Annotated in this window: 20 protein-coding genes; 11 read left to right on the forward strand and 9 right to left on the reverse strand. The window is 54.1% G+C overall.

From position 1 onward, the window contains the following. Positions 1 to 53: 53 nt before the first annotated feature. The 3 genes from K7J14_RS05185 (at position 54) to rsgA (ending at position 3,918) form a co-directional block, all read left to right on the forward strand. The gene (locus tag K7J14_RS05185; protein WP_230753975.1) at positions 54 to 578 is read left to right on the forward strand and encodes a hypothetical protein; all 525 of its coding nucleotides are present in this window, start codon (positions 54 to 56) and stop codon (positions 576 to 578) included. Positions 579 to 606: 28 nt separating this feature from the next. After that, complete coding sequence (locus K7J14_RS05190; protein ID WP_230753977.1) at positions 607 to 2,244, forward strand: carbon starvation CstA family protein; 1,638 nt, start codon at positions 607 to 609, stop codon at positions 2,242 to 2,244. A gap of 612 nt (positions 2,245 to 2,856) precedes the next feature. Next, positions 2,857 to 3,918, forward strand: coding sequence for a ribosome small subunit-dependent GTPase A (gene rsgA / locus K7J14_RS05195; protein ID WP_230753979.1), 1,062 nt, complete (start codon positions 2,857 to 2,859; stop codon positions 3,916 to 3,918). 138 nt (positions 3,919 to 4,056) lie between these two features. Here rsgA and K7J14_RS05200 read toward each other — a convergent pair whose 3' ends face one another. Next, entirely contained in the window at positions 4,057 to 5,538 is a 1,482-nt protein-coding gene (locus tag K7J14_RS05200) for an MAC/perforin domain-containing protein (protein ID WP_230753981.1), read from the reverse strand. A gap of 135 nt (positions 5,539 to 5,673) precedes the next feature. After that, positions 5,674 to 5,868 (reverse strand): YwbE family protein, encoded by a 195-nt coding sequence (locus tag K7J14_RS05205; RefSeq protein ID WP_230753983.1) that lies wholly within the window; start codon positions 5,866 to 5,868, stop codon positions 5,674 to 5,676. A gap of 70 nt (positions 5,869 to 5,938) precedes the next feature. Here K7J14_RS05205 and K7J14_RS05210 point away from each other — a divergent pair, with 70 nt between their 5' ends. Next, a complete protein-coding gene (locus tag K7J14_RS05210; protein WP_230753985.1) occupies positions 5,939 to 6,799 on the forward strand; it encodes a DUF72 domain-containing protein in 861 nt (286 codons plus the stop codon). Between the two features lie 17 nt (positions 6,800 to 6,816). Here K7J14_RS05210 and K7J14_RS05215 read toward each other — a convergent pair whose 3' ends face one another. After that, entirely contained in the window at positions 6,817 to 7,305 is a 489-nt protein-coding gene (locus tag K7J14_RS05215) for a hydrolase (protein ID WP_230753987.1), read from the reverse strand. Between the two features lie 130 nt (positions 7,306 to 7,435). Between K7J14_RS05215 and K7J14_RS05220 the strand changes: the two genes are divergently transcribed. The 4 genes from K7J14_RS05220 (at position 7,436) to K7J14_RS05235 (ending at position 10,515) form a co-directional block, all read left to right on the forward strand. Continuing rightward, positions 7,436 to 8,257: a hypothetical protein gene (locus K7J14_RS05220; RefSeq protein WP_230753989.1), complete on the forward strand. Its 822-nt coding sequence runs from the start codon at positions 7,436 to 7,438 to the stop codon at positions 8,255 to 8,257. A 447-nt stretch (positions 8,258 to 8,704) separates the two neighbouring features. Next, on the forward strand, positions 8,705 to 9,028 hold the full coding sequence (locus K7J14_RS16090; RefSeq protein WP_330165586.1) for an ArsR/SmtB family transcription factor: 324 nt from the start codon (positions 8,705 to 8,707) through the stop codon (positions 9,026 to 9,028). Continuing rightward, positions 9,025 to 10,086 (forward strand): ACR3 family arsenite efflux transporter, encoded by a 1,062-nt coding sequence (gene arsB, locus K7J14_RS05230; protein WP_230753990.1) that lies wholly within the window; start codon positions 9,025 to 9,027, stop codon positions 10,084 to 10,086. The genes K7J14_RS16090 and arsB overlap by 4 nt, the downstream gene beginning before the upstream one ends. 3 nt (positions 10,087 to 10,089) lie before the next feature. Continuing rightward, a complete protein-coding gene (locus K7J14_RS05235) occupies positions 10,090 to 10,515 on the forward strand; it encodes an arsenate reductase ArsC (RefSeq protein ID WP_230753992.1) in 426 nt (141 codons plus the stop codon). Between the two features lie 53 nt (positions 10,516 to 10,568). On the opposite strand, the gene K7J14_RS05240 is transcribed toward K7J14_RS05235, so the two are convergent. Then, positions 10,569 to 11,753 carry a permease gene (locus K7J14_RS05240; RefSeq protein ID WP_230753995.1) on the reverse strand — a complete coding sequence of 395 codons (1,185 nt, stop codon included), beginning with the start codon at positions 11,751 to 11,753 and terminating at the stop codon, positions 10,569 to 10,571. Positions 11,754 to 11,767: 14 nt separating this feature from the next. Then, on the reverse strand, positions 11,768 to 11,995 hold the full coding sequence (locus K7J14_RS05245; RefSeq protein WP_230753997.1) for a thioredoxin family protein: 228 nt from the start codon (positions 11,993 to 11,995) through the stop codon (positions 11,768 to 11,770). A 144-nt stretch (positions 11,996 to 12,139) separates the two neighbouring features. On the opposite strand from K7J14_RS05245, the gene K7J14_RS05250 reads away from it, so the two are divergent. Further along, on the forward strand, positions 12,140 to 12,454 hold the full coding sequence (locus K7J14_RS05250) for an ArsR/SmtB family transcription factor (protein WP_230753999.1): 315 nt from the start codon (positions 12,140 to 12,142) through the stop codon (positions 12,452 to 12,454). 43 nt (positions 12,455 to 12,497) lie between these two features. Here the strand turns inward: K7J14_RS05250 and K7J14_RS05255 are convergent, their stop codons facing one another. From K7J14_RS05255 to K7J14_RS05270, 4 genes are all read right to left on the reverse strand, one after another. Next, positions 12,498 to 13,799, reverse strand: coding sequence for a type II toxin-antitoxin system HipA family toxin (locus K7J14_RS05255; protein ID WP_230754001.1), 1,302 nt, complete (start codon positions 13,797 to 13,799; stop codon positions 12,498 to 12,500). Between the two features lie 3 nt (positions 13,800 to 13,802). Further along, positions 13,803 to 14,012, reverse strand: a complete 210-nt coding sequence (locus K7J14_RS05260) for a helix-turn-helix transcriptional regulator (RefSeq protein WP_230754003.1) — start codon at positions 14,010 to 14,012, stop codon at positions 13,803 to 13,805. 139 nt (positions 14,013 to 14,151) lie between these two features. Next, complete coding sequence (locus K7J14_RS05265) at positions 14,152 to 16,224, reverse strand: adenylate/guanylate cyclase domain-containing protein (protein WP_230754005.1); 2,073 nt, start codon at positions 16,222 to 16,224, stop codon at positions 14,152 to 14,154. A 112-nt stretch (positions 16,225 to 16,336) separates the two neighbouring features. Further along, positions 16,337 to 17,101, reverse strand: a complete 765-nt coding sequence (locus K7J14_RS05270) for an HNH endonuclease (RefSeq protein WP_230754008.1) — start codon at positions 17,099 to 17,101, stop codon at positions 16,337 to 16,339. Positions 17,102 to 17,342: 241 nt separating this feature from the next. Here K7J14_RS05270 and K7J14_RS05275 point away from each other — a divergent pair, with 241 nt between their 5' ends. Further along, positions 17,343 to 17,690: a helix-turn-helix domain-containing protein gene (locus K7J14_RS05275; protein WP_230754009.1), complete on the forward strand. Its 348-nt coding sequence runs from the start codon at positions 17,343 to 17,345 to the stop codon at positions 17,688 to 17,690. A gap of 1 nt (position 17,691) precedes the next feature. Next, a complete protein-coding gene (locus tag K7J14_RS05280) occupies positions 17,692 to 18,501 on the forward strand; it encodes an ImmA/IrrE family metallo-endopeptidase (RefSeq protein WP_230754011.1) in 810 nt (269 codons plus the stop codon). The last annotated feature ends 216 nt before the right edge of the window (positions 18,502 to 18,717 follow it).

Genomic DNA, 18,717 nt, shown 5'->3' on the forward strand with positions numbered 1-18,717 from the left:
GTATCGTTTCCCGCTGTACATAACTTTATTTACGCTGTAGCATCTGAAGTATAATGAACTTCGGCGAATACAGAGAACTGCTCCTGGGCCGGCTCGCCTCCTACTTCGATATCGTCGACGCCTCGATTCCCGTCCTCTCGCGCTGGGAAACGGCGGCGCGGCACAGCTCGACCCTTAATCAGACATTTTTAGGCAAAACCAACGTGGTGGACTCCATGGAAAGCGCCGAGTGGTGCCTCATCAGGTCCGCGGAAGCCTTTACGCGCCGAACCCTCGCCGGAGAAGCGGCCGCCCTCGACCTCCTTGCGAAGGATACAGTCTCGCCGTCGAGAAACCACAAATCGAGCCTCTTTGTCTCCGTTGTCGCGGTGCCTTCGCTCGACGCCGCCGAACCCGAAACCCGCGCAGCCCTCCGCTCGCTCCGCGCGTTCCGCAAAAGCACACCCCATAAATGGTATTTCCACGGATGGACCGAACTCGCGGTCGCGGTAGTCGATCTTTCGACCGGAACGGTGCGCGCGAGCCCGGGCGCGAAACGCATGGCTGCAAACCTTTTAGCGATAAAAGGAAAAAAATAACAAAACGCTTTTTTAGGAGGACTTTCACATGAACTCTCTCGTGCTGTTGTTCGGAGGAATATTCGTATTCCTCGTCGCCTACATCGTGTACGGCGGCTTTCTCGCGAAAAAGTGGGGCCTATCCGACGCGCCCACCCCGGCCCACTCCAAGAGGGACGACATCGACTACGTCCCGGCGGACGTAAAGGTCATACTCGGCCACCACTTCTCCTCGATCGCCGGAGCGGGACCCATCACCGGGCCCATCCTCGCGAGCGTCTTCGGCTGGTTCCCGGTCTACCTGTGGATCCTGGTCGGAAGCGTATTCATCGGCGGCGTGCACGACTTCGGCTCCCTCGTCGCGTCCCTGCGCACCGAAGGAAAGGGAATCGGCGAAATCATCAAGGAGAACATCTCCCCGCGCGCCAAGTCCATCTTCAACTGGTACGCATGGCTCACCATCACCCTCGTAGTCGCCGCCTTCACCGACATCTGCGCCGCGACCTTCGCCTTCGATCCGGCAAAGCCCGAGCTCCTCACCGGCGCCCAGGCGGGAACCGCTTCGGTCCTGTTCATATTCCTCGCGATCGCCTTCGGCCTCATGGTCTACCGGAAGAACGCGCCGCTCGCCGTCGCGTCCGTCGCCGGAGTCGCACTCCTCGCGTTCTGCATCTGGTTCGGCTACGCCTTCCCCATTCTCAAGTTCAACAAGCTCACCTGGCAGATCATCCTGATGGTCTACATCACCGCCGCCTCGATCATGCCCGTCTGGCTCCTTCTGCAGCCGCGCGACTACCTCTGTTCGTTCCTCCTCTACGCGATGATGATCGGCGCCTTCCTCGGCATCATCATCCGCCACCCGGTTATCGAGCAGCCCGCCTTCACCGGCTTCGTCGTGAAAAACCAGACCCTCTTCCCCTTCCTCTTCGTCACCGTAGCCTGCGGAGCCATCTCCGGCTTCCACTCCCTCATCAGCTCCGGAACCACCTCCAAGCAGATCAACCGCGAAAAGCCGGACGCCCAGATCATCGGCTACGGCTCCATGCTCATCGAAGGGTTGCTCGCCATCATCGCGATCATCGCAGTCGGCTACGTCGCCAAGGCTCAAGGCTCTCCCGCCCAGATCTTCGCGAACGGAGTGGCCTGGTTCATGTCCGGCTTCGGAGTCCCCGAAAGCGTCGGAAAGGTGTTCATCATCCTCGCCTACTCCGCCTTCGCGCTCACCAGCCTCGACACCGCGACCCGCATCGGCCGCTACCTCATGCAGGAGATCGCCTCCGGAAGCAAGGGCTCTAACAACGAGAAGAAAAGAGCCAACCCCTTCTCCAACATCTACCTCGCGACCGCCGCGACTATCGCCGTATCCGTCGCCTTCCTCGTCTACGGCTACCAGAAAATATGGCCCATCTTCGGCTCCGCGAACCAGCTTCTCGCCGCGCTCGCACTCCTTGCCGTAACCGCCTGGGTCGTTAAAAAAGGCAAAAAGTCCTGGGAAACCATCGTTCCCCTCGTCTTCATGTTCTCCGTCACCCTCACCGCTCTCTTCTTCATCATCCGCAACAACCTCGTCACGGAAAAACCGAACTACCTCCTCGCCTTCATGGGCGCCGTCCTCACCTTCCTCGCGATTCTTCAGATCGTAGAAGGCGTGCGCGTCCTTATCCTGAAAAAGCAAAACAAAAACTGAGGCAGAAAGCTTTCGCGCGGGGCGAACGTCCCCGCGCGGAGCCCCCGCGTCCGAACACCCATGCAGGGGCGCATCGCCCCCCGTATGCCGTTGCTCTGTCCCCGCATGCCCTTGCTCTGTCCCCGCATGCCCTTGCTCTGTCCCCCTATGCCTTGCTCTGTCCCCCTATGCCTTGCTCTGTCCCCGCAGGATGTTGCTCTGTCCCTCGAGCTTGACAACTCGCCGACTCCGGCTATACCATCAAAGCATCTTTCATATCCTTAAGGAGGTCGTTCATGTCGGAGATTGTAGCAAGGGATGCCCTCTTCAGGGGTATCGCGAAGGGAAAATAGCTCTCACAAAACCGGGACTTCGCTCGACCGCGTCTCGTACGCTCGAGCCGCCTGTTATCCCCCCCCTCCGCGCCGCTTCGCGCCCATCCTACCCGCATACGGGGCATCTCGTTCAAATTTTATATCGCTTCACTCATACCGGATCTGGTTTCGCGCGTCAGGTTATAACCGACCCGCTCGTCTTCAGAAGAAATTCGCTCATCGCGCGCGTGCGCATCAGCGTCGCGCGGATGAATACCGACGCCCGCAGAAAGCGGACGATAACAGAGGAAACACGGAAATGACGCTAATAGATTGGGGATGTACGCAGAAAGTAGTAGAAGACGCGAAGTCGCGGGGCTGGGAAGCGCAAAGCATCCGGCGGGTCATCGCTTCGGCGAAGGGATCGTACGAGGTTACCGACGGGGACAGAGCAACGCATGCTCAAGTCTCGGGAGCCTTCGCCTACCGGGCGGCGCTCCCGTCCGACTACCCGACTACGGGAGACTTCGTGGCGTGCCGTGAGGAAGGCGGCGCGACCGTGATAGAGGCGGTGCTTCCGCGGCGCGGGGTCGTCTCGCGGAAAACCGCCGGAGCGAAAAGCGACGAGCAGCTGCTCGCGTCCAACGTGGACGCGGCCTTCATCGTGCTCGCCCTCGACTCCGGCCGGGGCTTTCTCCCGCGCCTCCTGGAGCGCTATCTTTCGATAGTGTGCTCGAACGACGTCGCGCCTATCGTCGTACTCAACAAGGCGGACCTGGCCGAACATCCGCAGGAAATGACGGACGAAGCCCGGAAGGCCGCCCCGGGAGCGGAGATCCACGCGGTTTCCGCACTCACGGGGCTCGGCCTCGAGGAACTGAAGGCCAGGCTGGAACCGGCGAAAACATTCCTCCTCCTCGGCAAATCGGGCAGCGGCAAGTCGACCCTCCTCAACGCCCTCTTCGGTTCGCAAATAGCGAAAACCGGAGACGTGCGCGAGCAGGACATGAAGGGAAAGCACACCACCACCTCGCGGGAAATCGTCATGATGGAAAACGGCGCCCTGCTGATGGACACGCCCGGCATCCGCGAAGCGGCTCTCCAGGGTCACGACTCAGGGATAGACGAATGCTTCGCGGACGTCGCCGCCTACGCGTCAGCCTGCCGCTTCGGCGACTGCACCCACACGAGCGAACCCGGATGCGCGGTGCGCGCCGCGGTGGACGCAGGCCTCCTCGAAAGCGACAGGTGCGAAAGCTATCTCTCGCTCAAAAAGGAAAGCCGGTACAACGAAGCGCGCAGCAGGGAAACCGCCGGCCACCTCGAAAAGAAAAAGTGGAAGCAGATCTCGAAAATCCAGCGAACCTATTCAAAAAACTGACCTGACGGAAACGCCCCGCCGCGGAACGCCAGCATGGGCAAAGCGCGGCTGGGCGTTTTTCGATCGCTCGCAGTGCGAACTCGATTTCCGGCAATGCGAACCGAATGCCTGCGAAACCCGCCGTAATTGCCGGGCGATTTACTCCCAGTATCCGTAGGGGATCTTGAAATCGGCTTCGAGTCCGATCGAAGACTTATCATCCAGACTAGGCGAATCCAGCCCTATCACAAGCCGAGTAAGGAACGGACAGGCATTATTACCAGTGAGTTCAATAGTCTCTTTACGCACCTGCTTGATGTAATGTCCGCTCAATGTGTACACTTTAGTTCCAACGATATCTGCGATGGTTTTATCGGTAGTGAACTCAAACTTTTCTGTTCCTTCGTATCGCGTATTGAAAGTTCCGTTTAATTCCCACACCGAGAGCTTGCAATCCGCGATAATTTTCTTGCTGTTCGATGAAAGGGCGATGACGAGCTCATAATAGGTGTTTTTTCCATTGCCACTGCCGATATCGCCGTCGTTCCCGTTCGAAATCAAACTGGTAAATCCAAAATGCGCTTGGTTTAGCGGAGTCAGCGTCATTTCTTTCAAAACCGGCGCATCGCTCGTAACCTGGATTTTTTTCCCGTCGAGATACGCGTCGAAGGCGGCCTTTACTTCTGCCTTCTTTGTTTCATCTGTTATGAACTCGTATATCGGCTGGAGGCTCTCATTATAATAGTCGAACCATACGGGATTAGCGTCGATGGAGTCGATCCATTTTGAATAATCGAAACTATCATGGACGGCTTGTGCATATTCTGCGTCGCCGCCGTACGCAATGGTCTTGTGATCAAGCGAAGAGGTTTCAAATTCTTCAGCAAAAGAGGTTTTAACGGCTGTAGAATTTGTTACCCCTAATTGGACGCCTTTAATGGTGGCTTCTGCAGAAACCTTCACATAGTTCCCGATAGACTTTCCCGTTTGTCCGGTTTTCTTCTTTGCGGTGATGCTGTAATCAAGCCGTGCGCCCCAAATCCCGCCGAGCATAACATGTGTTCCGTATTTATCGATCAATAGATCGGCGTTCAAAGCCACCAGATCCGCTGCGAATCCTGACGAAATATAGTTTTTCAGGGAAGCTGGCGATTTTTTGTCGACAACATAATAAGCATCTTTATTTATACGCGACGTGCTGGTGGCGAAAGCGTAGGAAGAGCTTTCATATTGTGTTTTATCGAACCGATTGCCGACTTCTGCCGAAAAGGATGCCGCTGAGGGAACACCCACAGAAACGCCTACGATGATGTCAGTTGCAAGATGTTCCTGATAAGAATGAATTTCTGTTCCGGAAATAGTACTGAATTCAGAATACAATATATTCAAATCTCTCTTTATTTGACCGGCCCTAAGGAGCGCGTCATGATCAAGAACCGCGCTTTTTATCTGCTGCGAGTTGGCATACTTTCCCGTAACGTCGTAGCCGAAGCCGATAACGGCGGAAGTCCGCTCAGTAACAATGTTTCCAGAGCCGGTATCGTCGTCCTCCTCCTTCCCAATTAACTGATCGCATGACACAGTCAGCAACACAATTGCCGCAAGACCGGCAAACAGACCCAATACAGTTCTTTTCCTCATATCCACTCCTTTTTATTCCATCAGGAATAAAAAGGATGATACTATCCGTCAGATAAAAATACGTCTGAATCTATATTTCTGGACGTTCTTTTTATCATTTTTTTCTAATCTCGATTTCCGGCAATGCGCGGCAGGCTAGCCCAGTATCTCCTGAACCCTGCCGACAAGGCCGGATTCCAGACGCACCTTGATGCCGTGCGGATGATTCGGCGAGTTCGTCAGGATATCTTGAACCACGCCCTCGGTCCGATTTCCCGTCCGCTGGTCTTCCTTCAACACGATAGCGACGCGCAACCCGGCGCGAATCGCGCTTCTCGATGTACCATCCATATAAACACCTCGACTTTCGATTCTATCATTTTTTTTGACGAAAGGCTAAGCGCGGCGCGATACTATGAGCATGACGGATGCAAATATCGGAATTGAATTCGGAACCTGCTCATGGAATTACGATTCCTGGACAGGGCTGGTCTATAGCGGAAAAAAATCGCGGTCTGCCGAGTATCTTCCCGAATACTCCGAAAAATACAATACTGCGGAAATAGACAGCTGGTTCTACAAGCTGCCCGAGGCAGCGGACGCGGAAGAATATCGCTCGCTGACTCCGGAAGGTTTTTCCTTCGCCTGTAAAATTACCGAATCCATATCGCTCACGCACGAAAGAACCAGGACATCTTCCGTACCGCTCAAATCAAACCCGGAATTTCTTTCTGTAGACGCGTACGCCGATTACATCAAGGGAACCGAAGCTATTCGCAGCCGAATCTTTCTTGCAGAATTGGAATTCGAGTATCTCAATAAGCAGAAAATGAGCGGAGCCGTGGAGTTTCTAAAAGCCCTGGAACGTTTTGTCGACGCCCTTGAAGCGAGGGGTCTGAAAAACGCCCTCCCCCTCGGAGTCGAATGCAGAAACGCGAACTACCTCACCCGGGACTATTTCAAAGCCCTGAGAGATTTCGGCGTCGCGCATGTTTTTTCGGAAAAACAATATCTTCCGCACATCTATGAACTGTACGATAAAAACTCGGATCTCGTCGGGGAACGCACGGCAATCAGGCTCCTCGGCGGAGACAGAAAAGAGATAGAAGCAAAAACAAAGGGCGTCTGGAACACCATAATCGAACCGAAAAAAGATCTTCCCGAAATAGCGGCAATGCTCAGGGACCTATCGGAGGGGAGCCGCCTCGTAAAGGCTTATTTTAATAACCACTACGAAGGCTCGGCACCCTTATCGATCGAGAGAATCAAAGCGCTGTTATAATTCCGCGCGGGAACCCGTCATTCGACGACTTCGGCGATCACGACAATGTAATTATGCCCGTACTTTATCGCGCACTTGGGACAGGTCGTGTAGAAGCAGTAATAGTTGAGCGCCGTACGGTCCTCCGCCTTGACGGACTTTTCCATCTCTTTTATGAACAAGGGAACCTTGCTGTACGGCCCGTCGAACGCGCGGCTCATGAACTTGCCGGACAGCGTTACCGTTTCCGCTTCGGGCAATTCCCTGGAAACCCCGTAATAGTAAACGGACTTCCACGGAGACGCGTCGCGGGAGAGAAGCAGATACGCTTTCGGGTCGGGAGCGATCCCGAAATCCCCGGCTTTCTTCATAAGGCGCTTCATCATCCGATCCATCGCGCCCGGAAGGGGAATGTGCAGGAACTGTGGAATCGAGTCGACAATGAACGGTTTATTCTTCCACTCATGGGTGATTCCGTCCCATGGAGCCGGATCGAACTGCGGACAACACACATCGGTTTCATTCATATCAAGCCTCCTTACAAGGACCTCGCTTAAGTATAAAACGCCCCCGCTACATATTCAAACAGCCTGTCAACGCGAAATAATTTGACAATACCGTTCATATATACCTAGACTGAACTAACAGGAGAAACCGATGCGTCTGAGACTCGCCGTCCTTGTATTCCTCATCGCGCCGTTCTTGTCCGCTCAAACCGACGATTACGTATGGTATCAAACGTATCTCTTTCCCTATGTAATCGAAACCGGGCCCGACAAGGGCGCCGGAGCCGCAGACCTCGCGATGGATCTTCTCGACATGAAACTGTCGGGAGAACTCAGGCCGCGAATTTCAAAACCGTCTATCCGAATTTATGAACAGCTCAGGGACGGCGACCACGCGCTGTTCCCGACGGCGATTAAAACCCCGGACAGGGAAAGCTACATCCGTTACAGCGAACCCTTCGTCATAATCAACCCGCTCAAATTCGTCAGCCTGGCCGACGAGGATGTCCCGAAGCAAATTAACGATGAGTTTCTTGCCGAGAATAGAAAAATGAAAATCGCCTCCGTCCGCGGACGAAGCTACGGACCAGTCATCGACCGAATGCTCAAGAATATCGATCCGCATCGCATCACCGAGCTGACGAACCTCGCCGATGAATTTCCGCGCCTCCGCCTGCTCCTCGAAAACCGCAGAATCGCCGGCTTTTTCGCCTACGAAGACGAGGTCAGCGCCCTCTGCGACGCGCTCGACATCCCCTCGGAACTCTTCTCCTTTTCAAGCGTAGAAGGACTCTACCACATCTACGCAAGCGTGGCCGCCCCGAATACGCCTTGGGGAATCGCCATGATCGAACGGATAAATCTCGAAATCGACAGCATCAAAGAACCAATCGCCCGGAAATATTCCCTCTTCCTGAGGCCCTCCTCTCGCGAAGAATACCTCGAAACATCGCGCAGGCTGCTCAAGTACTGAGCATCTATACGCGATAATTTCCTGTTCCACCATGACGCCCGAATCGAGAATCGCGCCGAGCAGCTCGCCGAGTCCGATAGTCCCTTCAGAATCAGAATCCCGTCCGGATCGAGATCTCCTGAATGAAACAGGGTCCACCCCGATTCTCCTTGACGCCTTTTTTTTATAGAGGAAAAAAGAAGATACTGGCCATAAAATCGAGGCAGAAAGCGTCACGATCGGCGAACGGGCAGCGCGCGGAGCCCCCGCGTGCGGAGGGTGTTGCAGGGGCGGAATCATCCCGCTTCTCCCAACAGAAAATCGCGAATATTCCGGTCGCGAGCTATCATGTCATTCATTTGATAACAATCATACCGAAAAAAAGTTGTATTCTCGTCACTTACATATTGACATCCGTCTATTTGAAACCTATCATCATATATAGAAACCTGTCTATATGAGGCCAAGATGACGGATATGGATTTTAAGAAAGCGTCGGCGTTATGCAAAGCGCTCTCGGACGAGAACCGGATGAAGATCGTGCACATTCTTTCGTGCGGGGAGCTATGCGCCTGCGACATACTCGAATACTTCGACCTCAGCCAGCCGACCCTGTCGCACCACCTGAAAATCCTCGTCGACGCCGGTCTGGTAGTTGCCCGCATCGAGGGCAAGTGGACTCATTACAGTCTGAGCTCTGAGGCGTTCGACCGCTTCGAGCGGTTCATCCATGACGCGTCGCACGCAAACGAACAGTGCCTATGCAAAAAAAAGAAAAGGAGTTGCTCATGAAAGATAAAGCAGCCGATTCGGCGAGAATCGGATTTTTCGAGAAGTACCTGACTGTGTGGGTGGTTCTCTGCATGGTTGCCGGCGTCCTGATCGGCACCTACCTCCCGGCGGTGCCGGGGTTTCTGTCGCGGTTCGAATACGAACGAGTCTCGCTGCCGATCGCGATTCTCATCTGGCTCATGATATATCCGATGATGCTCAAGGTGGACTTCGCGAGCATTAAAAACGTCGGGAAAAACCCGAAAGGGCTTTACGTCACCTGGGCGACAAACTGGCTCGTCAAGCCGTTCACGATGTACGCGATCGCGTACTTCTTTTTCTTCTTCGCGTTCAAGGCCTTCATTCCGGCGGACCTCGCGCGGGACTATCTTGCCGGCGCGGTTCTGTTAGGCGCGGCCCCCTGCACCGCGATGGTGTTCGTGTGGAGCCACCTCACTAAAGGAAATCCCGCCTACACGGTGGTGCAAGTCGCGACGAACGATCTGATCATCCTCGCGGCCTTCGCTCCGATCGTCGCATTCCTGCTCGGCATCGGCGGTATATCGATTCCCTGGGGAACCCTCGTTCTGTCAGTGGTTCTCTTCGTGGTGATTCCCCTTACCGCAGGAGTGCTCACGCGGCGCGCCCTCGTCTCGCGGCGCGGAGAAGAATGGTTTGAAAAAACTTTTATTCCGAAGTTCTCGGGAGTTACGATAACCGGGCTTTTACTGACGCTTGTCATCATCTTTTCTTTCCAGGGAACCGTCATACTGAAGAACCCGCTCCACATCGCGCTCATCGCGGTGCCCCTGACAATCCAGACCTTTGCGATTTTTTTCATCGCGTATGCCGCCTCCAAGCTGCTGAAGCTTCCGCACGACATCGCCGCTCCCGCGGGGATGATCGGCGCTTCCAATTTCTTCGAGCTCGCGGTCGCGGTCGCGATCTCCCTGTTCGGGTCCGATTCGCCGGTGGTTTTGGCGACCATCGTCGGCGTCCTCGTCGAGGTTCCGGTGATGCTCGTGCTGGTAAAAATAGCGAATAGCACAACCCGGTGGTTCCGGGAAAAAGGAGAGTGATCCATGGAAAAGAAGAGAGTCATGTTCATCTGCATTCATAATTCGGGACGAAGCCAGATGGGGGAAGCCTTCCTCAGAAGCTTCGCCGGAGACCGCTTCGAGGTCGCGAGCGCGGGGATCGAAGCGGGAAAGCTCAATCCCCTCGTGGTGAAGGCGATGGAGGAAGTCGGCGTTTCGATGGAAGGCCATTACGCGAAAAAAGCCCAGGACTTCGTCGACCGCGGAGAGCACTACGACTACGTGATTACCGTCTGCGACGAGTCAAACGCCGAACGCTGCCCGATGTTCCCCGGCAAGCACACGCGCATGCACTGGGGCTTTCCCGACCCCTCCGCCCTCGCGGGCACCGACGCCGAAAAACTAGCCGGCATCCGTCCCATCCGCGACGCCATCGAAGCGAAGGTAAAAGAGTTCATCGCTTCGAAGTAAATTTCAAACGATCTAGACTGAATAACGCTTGCACAGCATAGAGCTGTCGAGCTCTATGCTATCGCGCCGAAAATCATTCCGGCGGCAGTGGACATCGCGACGACAAGAACCACGTACACAGCGGTTTTCTTGAAGCCCAGCTCTCCGCCGATGACGAGCATTGATGGAAGCGACAAACTCGGTCCCGCCAGCAGCAGGGCGAGCGCGGGGCCCTGCCCCATGCCGGAGCCGAGGAGCCCCTGCACAATGGGAACCTCGGTGAGAGTCGCAAAGTACATAAGAGCGCCGGAGATCGCCGCGATGAAATTCGCGAAGACGGAGTTGCCGCCGACGAGAGCCGCTATCCAGGCATTCGGAATAAGTCCCTCGCGCCCGGGCCGCCCCAGCAGAAAGCCGGACACCAGAACGCCGGCGAAGAGCAGCGGGAGAATCTGCAGAGCGAAGTCCCGTGTCGCCCCGCCCCACTCCGCGAGCTCATGACTCTTGAACCAGCGGGCAATCGCGAACAACAGAACCAGAGCGAAGGATCCCGCGATGAAGTACTTCGCGCGGTAGACCGCGTCCCAGGCCGCCGAAGCTCCCTTCGAAGACGCCCAGTTCACGAAAATCAGAAAGCCGACCATCGAACCGATGTATACGACAGTCTGCCACAGCTTCCGTCCGCCCTCGTCCAGAGGTGCGCGAAAGAGACGCTCGTCGGCAAGGCGAGCCTCGTCTTCCCTACGAAAAATAAGCTGCATCAATAGACCGATGACGATCGCAAAGGAAATCGCTCCGATCGTCCGCGCAAGGCCGATCTTCCAGCCGAACACCTGGAAGGACATCGTAATCGCGATAATGCTGATAGCCGGGCCCGAATACAGAAAACTGATCGCCGGACCGAGGCCTGCGCCCTTCTTGTAGATGCCCTTGAACAGAGGCAGCACTGTGCATGAGCACACCGCCAGAATCGCCCCGGAAACCGAGGCGACGGCATAGGCTACGGGTTTCGGAGCCTTCGGCCCGAGATACTTCATCACCGCCTGCTGGTTCAGGAATACGCCGATCGCCCCGGCGATGAACATCGCGGGAACCAGACACAACAGCACATGCTCCCGAGCGTACTCCCCGAGCATCCGGAAGCCTTCCAGAACCGCTCCTGCAACCCGAGGTGCGTCCCACGGAATGAAATACACCGCCGCGAACGCCGCCGCCAGTCCCAGCAGAATCATGTTAGGGCTATATTCTTTTTTCGCCATTTCCTGGTTTTCCTTTACAGCTGAGCCGCAATCTGCTCGACGGTCAGAACTTTTCCCACGCTTCGAACGTCGCCGTCGATGACGAGGGCGGGAGTCATCATCACGCCCATCTCCATTATTTCGTCTATGTCGGTCACCTTCTCGATCTCGGCTTCGACGCCTTTTGCTGAAACCGCTTCGCGCGCGTTCGCCTCGAGCTGCCTGCATTTCGGACATCCGGTTCCCAGTATCTGAATTTTCATGTTGTATTCTCCTTATGTTTCCATTATTGGAAACATTGCATCAAAATGTCAATAGCCGCGCAAAAAAGCACCCGAAAAAAGGAACCGCTGAAACGACCATGCAGAAACTTGACAAAGTTTCCTAACTTTGAAACAATAAAAAGGATGAAAGCTTCAGACAAAAAACGATTCGAGATGACCGCCGAGCTGTTCAAGGCGATCGGACACCCGGACCGCCTCGCCATGCTCGAGCAACTTCTGGAAAAACCCTGGTGCGTGTGCGAACTCGCGCAGTCGCTCGGCCTCAATAAGTCAGTAGCCTCGAAGCATCTCTCGCTGCTTCACTCCATGGGTCTCATAGAAATGGAAAAAAAGGGCACGCAGGTTATCTACGAACTCGTCGTCCCCTGCGTCATCGAAATGGGAAAATGCAGCTACCTCGCCGTCCTCGCGGAAAAGAAGAAACGGCTCGAAGCCTGATCGACTGAACGCGGTCGAACTGCCGTACGACGAGGTTCACGGATTAGTACTCCGCCCGCAGCATGGCGATTCTTTCCTGCATTCCGCGGCGTATTCGATCGATCAAATCGGTACACTCCTTCAATTCGGCCAATCCGGACGCCGCGTCAAACGCTTGAGGAACTTGACGAATCATCGCGTCGATAAGACCCTTCATATATTTTTCGGAAACTCCGGCAGCAGCGCCAAGCCGCAAAAAATGATCCAGTCGGATCCGTTCTATCCGGTACTCGCCTCCGATGCTCATCGAGAGCTTTGTCGAAAGCCCTTCATAAGCCGTAGTGCAAACCAGATCGTACAACGGCGCGAGCCGGGCGATACTCTTTTTATCCGCACCCTGAGCTTCGTACAAGAACGAAAAATTTTTTCCGTGAGCGTCGCAATTCCCGATCAGAAAATTATAAACGGCGGCCTCCATAAGAACTCTGATATCGAGAATCGGAGCAGAACTGCATTCGCCGATCAACCCGGCGAGGTCGGAAAAACCGGGGCCTCCGTCGTTCTGATACTTCCGGTCGGGCATAATGCCCTGTGCCTGGCAGGCATCCTCTTGATGAATGCGCACGACCATCTCGCCGCGAGTTTCCGTTCCGGGTCTTTCGGTTATCAGGCGGTCGTAGCGCTCGATAATGAATACCGGTATTCCTTCGAAACGCCGTAATTCCGTAACCGGAACGGGAAGCCCTGCGGCTCGTGCCGTCCGCATGCATAGAAACTCGTTCGCGGCAAGATCCGGCCAGGGATCGCGGGACGGTTTCAGGATATGAGTGGACGGCGCTCCGCGGAGCGGGAGATGCCAGCTGTCCGCGAATCTCGCCAGCGAAATTTTCTGCTGAGCTCCCGCAAGAGACAATCGAAGTTCGCGGTCTCCGGTCAGCAGCGGTCTTTCGGCCATCCTGTCTATCATGGCCGCGATCTCGGAAGTCTCAAGCCTGCGATATCCGTCCTGCGGCCGGATCTGTTCTTCAGCGAACGAGGCAAAGTCCCCGGAATCTTCGATTGAAAGCGATATGGTTCCTGCGCATTCGCCGCCGAGCGCTTCCAGCAATTTTAGCGTGCTTGATTCGGAAATATGAAGATAGTCGGATATTCGCCGCTTGAGATCTCCGTCGGGGAGAAGACCCGCAAAAAACGGGAGGCATTCCCGAGCAGGGTATTCGCCGTCCCTCAGCGGGAGCGAATGGGAAATTTCCCGCGCATGGGGATCTGAACAGTATTCACGGTCATAGCGGAACACAATGCCGCGGTCTGCTGTTCCGGAAAGGATGCCGACAACGCGGTCGAACTGCCGTACGACGAGGTTCACGGATTAGTACTCCGCCCGCAGCGCAATGCCCAGGCGGGAAAGCACTGTCAGAACCTTTCCGATATGAAGGCTTTCCTTGCCGTTTTCCAATTCGGACCAAAACCTCACGCCGACACCGCAAAGGCCGGCCGCGTCGGCCTGAGTCAGAGCCAATTCTTTCCGTCTTGCGCGAACGAGGTTTGAAATATCGGTAATTGTCGCAATCTGCATCATTCTGTTCAGTATAGTATTCCCGATCGGGAAAAACAAGATAATAATTCCCAATACAGCAAGTATTATTCCCGTTCGGGAAAATAATGACTATTAGACGATTCACTCATACGTTTTATTCCCGTTCGGGAATAAAACACGCCTACACAAGCTCCGCGACATCCTCGGAGCTTTTTATGTAGAAGTAGGTCGCGGCGAGGTCGTCGCTGTCCCGGTCCACGATCGCGCCGAACAAGGCCTTCGCTTCGTCGTAACGCCCGTCCTCGAAGGCCGCCATCGCCAGATTCCAGTCACCCAGATTGGCGGCGATTTTTTCCCGGCGCCCGGGGCATAAACCGTCGTAAATCTGAACAAGAGTGAACGCCTCCCGCTTTCCGCGGATACGGCACGAACCCATGGACCGGTACCCGAACGCCGAACGGTCGGAAAGCCGGTCGAGCAAAGACTCGAGCATGATGATGCCCGGGCCGTACAGCTTCGAAAGCGCCTCGAGCCGGCTCGCGAGATTCACCGCGTCGGCTATCACCGTCGTATCCATCCGCCCTTCCTCGCCGATCGTCCCCAGGGCCATCAAATCCTGATGAATCCCGATTCCGATCTCGATTTCCGGCTTCCCGGTTCCCCGCTGGGCTTCGTTGAAACACCCCAGCTCCCGCTGAATCTCGATCCCCGCCCGTACGGCAGAATCGAGCGAATCCGGAAACAGGGCCATGATCGCGTCTCCGACATACTTGTCGATAAAGCCGCCGTTCTCCCGCACCTTCGGCCCGATGCGCTCCAGATACGCGTTCAGAAAGGCGAAGTTCTCGCCCGGAGTCATCCGCTCCGAAATCGTCGTAAACTGCCGGATATCGGAGAACAGCACCGTCAGCGTCCGCTCCACCTGATCGCCGAGCGCCACGTCCACGATGCGCTCCCGCTTTAAAAGCTCCAGGAACTGCTTGGGCACGAAACGGCTGAACGACTTGTTCGTCGCCTCGAGCTCCAGGGCGAACCGCTCGCTCCTGTTGAAGCCGAGCGTAAAATTGCGCGCCAGCAAAATAATCTGAGTCGAGATAAAGGCGAACAGCCCGAAAGAAAGGAGATACGCGAATCCGAAAATCATCCGGGAAAACAGAATATCGTTCACGACAGTCGCCGCAAGCGCAAGGAACCCGATAATGATCCAGCCGCTTCCGCTCTTTTTCCGCACCGCGGCGAGGCACAAGGCCTGCAGCAGCGGAAACATGCACAACACGATATACGCCTGGAACACGATGACGTACCGGCTCGAATATTCGACCGGAAGAACCGCTATTACGCAGGCGAAAAAAGCCCCCGCGATCGCGATCGCCTTTTTGACCCGCGCGTTCAACAGGGACGGAAAGAGCTCGTCGATGAAAAGCGTAAAGAAAACAGGAACCGCCGCCATCGGCAAAAACTCGAACCGGCGCGCGATCTCCCAATGAAGACCCGGCACCCATTGCTGGAGCAGACAGTTGCCCGTCACCAGAATGCGCATGGAGATCGTGAGGCAGATCAGGCCGAACCAGAGGGCCGAGCGCTCCTTGTGCCGATACGAAAACACCGCGATCTGATACACCATCATGATCATCAGCGCTCCGAACAAAAACAGCACCGTTTGCGTCGACCGGTTCCACTCGTCGGCAACCATCCCGGCGCTCCCGATAACAGGAACCAGCCAAACGCCTCCCACACGATAGTGAAAGTTGGAAGCCTGGATATCCAGCCGGACCCGCGCGGACTTCGGCGTAAAAAAATGCACGCCCGGCTTGAACACGGGTATTTCAGTTTCCCTGGACATCCCCGGCAGCCCGCTTGAAAAGACAAGCTCCCCGTCGATCCAGTACGAACAGGCGGAAATCGAATCCGAAAACCTGAACGCGAGCGGCGTCCCCTGCCTGACCGCGTCCTCCGGCAGCAACAAGGTCAGCGAATACGTGGCCCACCCGCGAGACTCCATCGTCCCCGCGTCGTTCCAATACCCCGGCAGCCGCTGAAAAACCGGCTCGAGTCCGGCTCCCGCAGCGTCCGCTCCGCCCGAGACGAACTCCCGCGGAAACATCGCCCACTCGCCGGAAAGGCTTACCGGCTGTTCCCGATCGAAATCGTACCCCGAAAGATCGATAACGCCCCCGACAGCCTCGGCCGCAAAAAGGGACTCTATGCAAAACATAACAAGAAATCCAAAAACGGCGCGCGTAATTTTTGTCATATGTTCAGTATCGGCCGCTTGAGCTCAAGGTATGAGCGCACTGCAAGCGAAAACGCCAACAGTGCAAGCCGCCACGCCGGTTCCTGCGCCACGCCGGCTTCTGAATACACGGCTATTTCCTGAATACGCGGGACCGATGCCACTTCAAAAAAGGAAGATGATTCACATCTATCCAGCGTAAACACAAGGAGGAGTCGATCCCCAGAGCTCGCCCATTATGAGGTTCAAGACAAGCTGATACAAGAATCGCTCCATTATCCTGGAAAGAAATGAGGCCCGAATCGAAAAGCGCGTCGAGATGTGCTGAAAGGAGAAAACCGTTATAGACATTCAGCCGTTCGCTATCAGATTGACAATCCGCCCATGGTTTGGCATGGCTCGCGCGGAGTACTTCAGCTACGTCAACACAAGTAACTGCGCACTGTCCCTTCCAGTACTTTAAAAGTGATTTTCGGTATACATCCTGTCCGATACGGGCGCGAACTAAGCGTTCCGCCTCTGTCCCCCGGATTCCGATTTGACTTTCAAGAATCTCATCCACGCCCTTTTGATATTCGGCAAGGGGCCTATCCGGAAGAGAAACAACAAGCTCTGCATACCGATGCAGAATTGCCGCGAGTGTTTGGTGATTGTACGCACTTACTCCGTTATTTTCAAAAAGTTCCTGAGGCAAGTTCCGTCTCAATTCATCAATCTCAATCTGCTCTGAAAATCGCAAACTAAAGCGCGCAGGAGAAGCCTCATCATCGCTTATTTCAACAACGACATCATGGCGCGCAGAGGCAAGGCGCACCAGGTCAGGGCTGCTTTCCAGCACGCATTCCCATCCATTGTCAGCACCGGTTTTTTCTATCAATGTTCGTTCAAGAATATTCATACTTTCACATTCTCCGGGCAAAAAAACACCCGCCGAAGTAAGCTGTCTCCTCTTAAAAGGAGGTCTGAAGCCCGGCGGGTCTGCTGAATACAGCATGGGGAAATTGGGTAGATTCGTCAAGAGTACATAAAGATAATATCTTATTGACATAAAACAGAATATATTTAATTAGTACACAATACATTGACTTAGTCCAGCCATAGGCCAATACTTGTTAAAGAAGCAATGGAGGTAAGTTATTATGAAAGAAGTTACTTTCCAGGAAGTTGGGAGCAATATCCAACAACTATTGAAAGATACAGGAATGTCGCAACAGGGACTCGCAGACAAGCTCGGAGTCTCAAAACAGGTGATGAGCAAGATCATTTCAGGCTCCAAGGCCATTAATGTAGCAGAAATTTCTCGTATTGCGAATACGCTTGCTATCTCTGTTGATGAGCTTCTGCAAGTAAAAACCAGGACAGACGAAGTTGAAGTGTTCAGTTTTATAGGAGAAATTCAAAGTGAAAATACTCGCGAGAAAGTGTCACACTTACAGAAGGTAATCAACGAGCTTCTCTTTCTGGATGAGATCGTAGAGGAGTATTGATTTGAAAGAGAATCTTCTTTCACCTAAAGAATGCCTCCTGGTACGAGATCAGGCTAACGGGAAGCTTGCATCCTTCAACAAACAGAATGACATTCTGGGCGAACAGGTTTTTGAAATTCTTAACCAAAACTGCAGGATTCTCTTTTACCCTCTGGAGGATGAGGATGTCTGGGGGTTTTTTGAGAAAATACACGGAAAATCATTCGTCTGCATTAATACCTCCATCGATTTTGACAACCAAGTGTTCACAGCAGCCCACGAGTTGTATCACCTGTGGTTCAATCATGGACAGGAGCTTATTCTGGCTTCAGAGCTGGAAGAACGAACATCCAATATTCCAAAGCATGAGTTGATGGCAAATCGTTTTGCAGCAGAGTTTCTGGTTCCCGAGCTATTGCTTCGTCAGGAAATCCGTCAGCGTAAGATTGATAATGAAAGAATTGACGTCAATGCTGTAGTCAGGCTTGCCCGTGTATTTTTGGTACCTTATCGAACAATGGCGAAACGACTTGCTGAAATAGATATGATCTCGGCATCACAATGCCGAGGTTTTCTTGCTCTTCCAGAAGATGAGGTTTATCGAATACGCAAACGTCTCGGAATTGAGCTTATAGAGCGGAGCAACAAAATTTCATTGGATAATCTGATCGACAACACTCTTTCAGTCTATGAAAAGGGCCAAATAAGTCGTGAAAAACTCGAGTACCTTCTTGCATTTGCCAATATAACTCCAGCTGATATGGGTATTTCAGATGAGGAAAGGCAGGCTCGACCTTCAGATGATGAGCTGGATTCATTGATGGAGGATTAAGAGTCGTGTATTACAGGGAAATCATTGTTGATGCAGACTTATGCAACAAACTTGGAGATAGTGCTAAGTATCCATATCTTCGTATACTGATTCCTTTGCTTGCAGATATGGTCTATATCCATCGCATTGTGTACGACGAGATCATGATGTCTGCACAGGTGAAGGAACAGATAAAAAGTCTTATTTCTGAAGGACGGATGAAAATTGTTGATGAGA

The sequence above is a fragment of the Teretinema zuelzerae genome, assembly GCF_021021555.1.
Classification (GTDB): Bacteria; Spirochaetota; Spirochaetia; order Treponematales; family Treponemataceae; genus Teretinema; species Teretinema zuelzerae.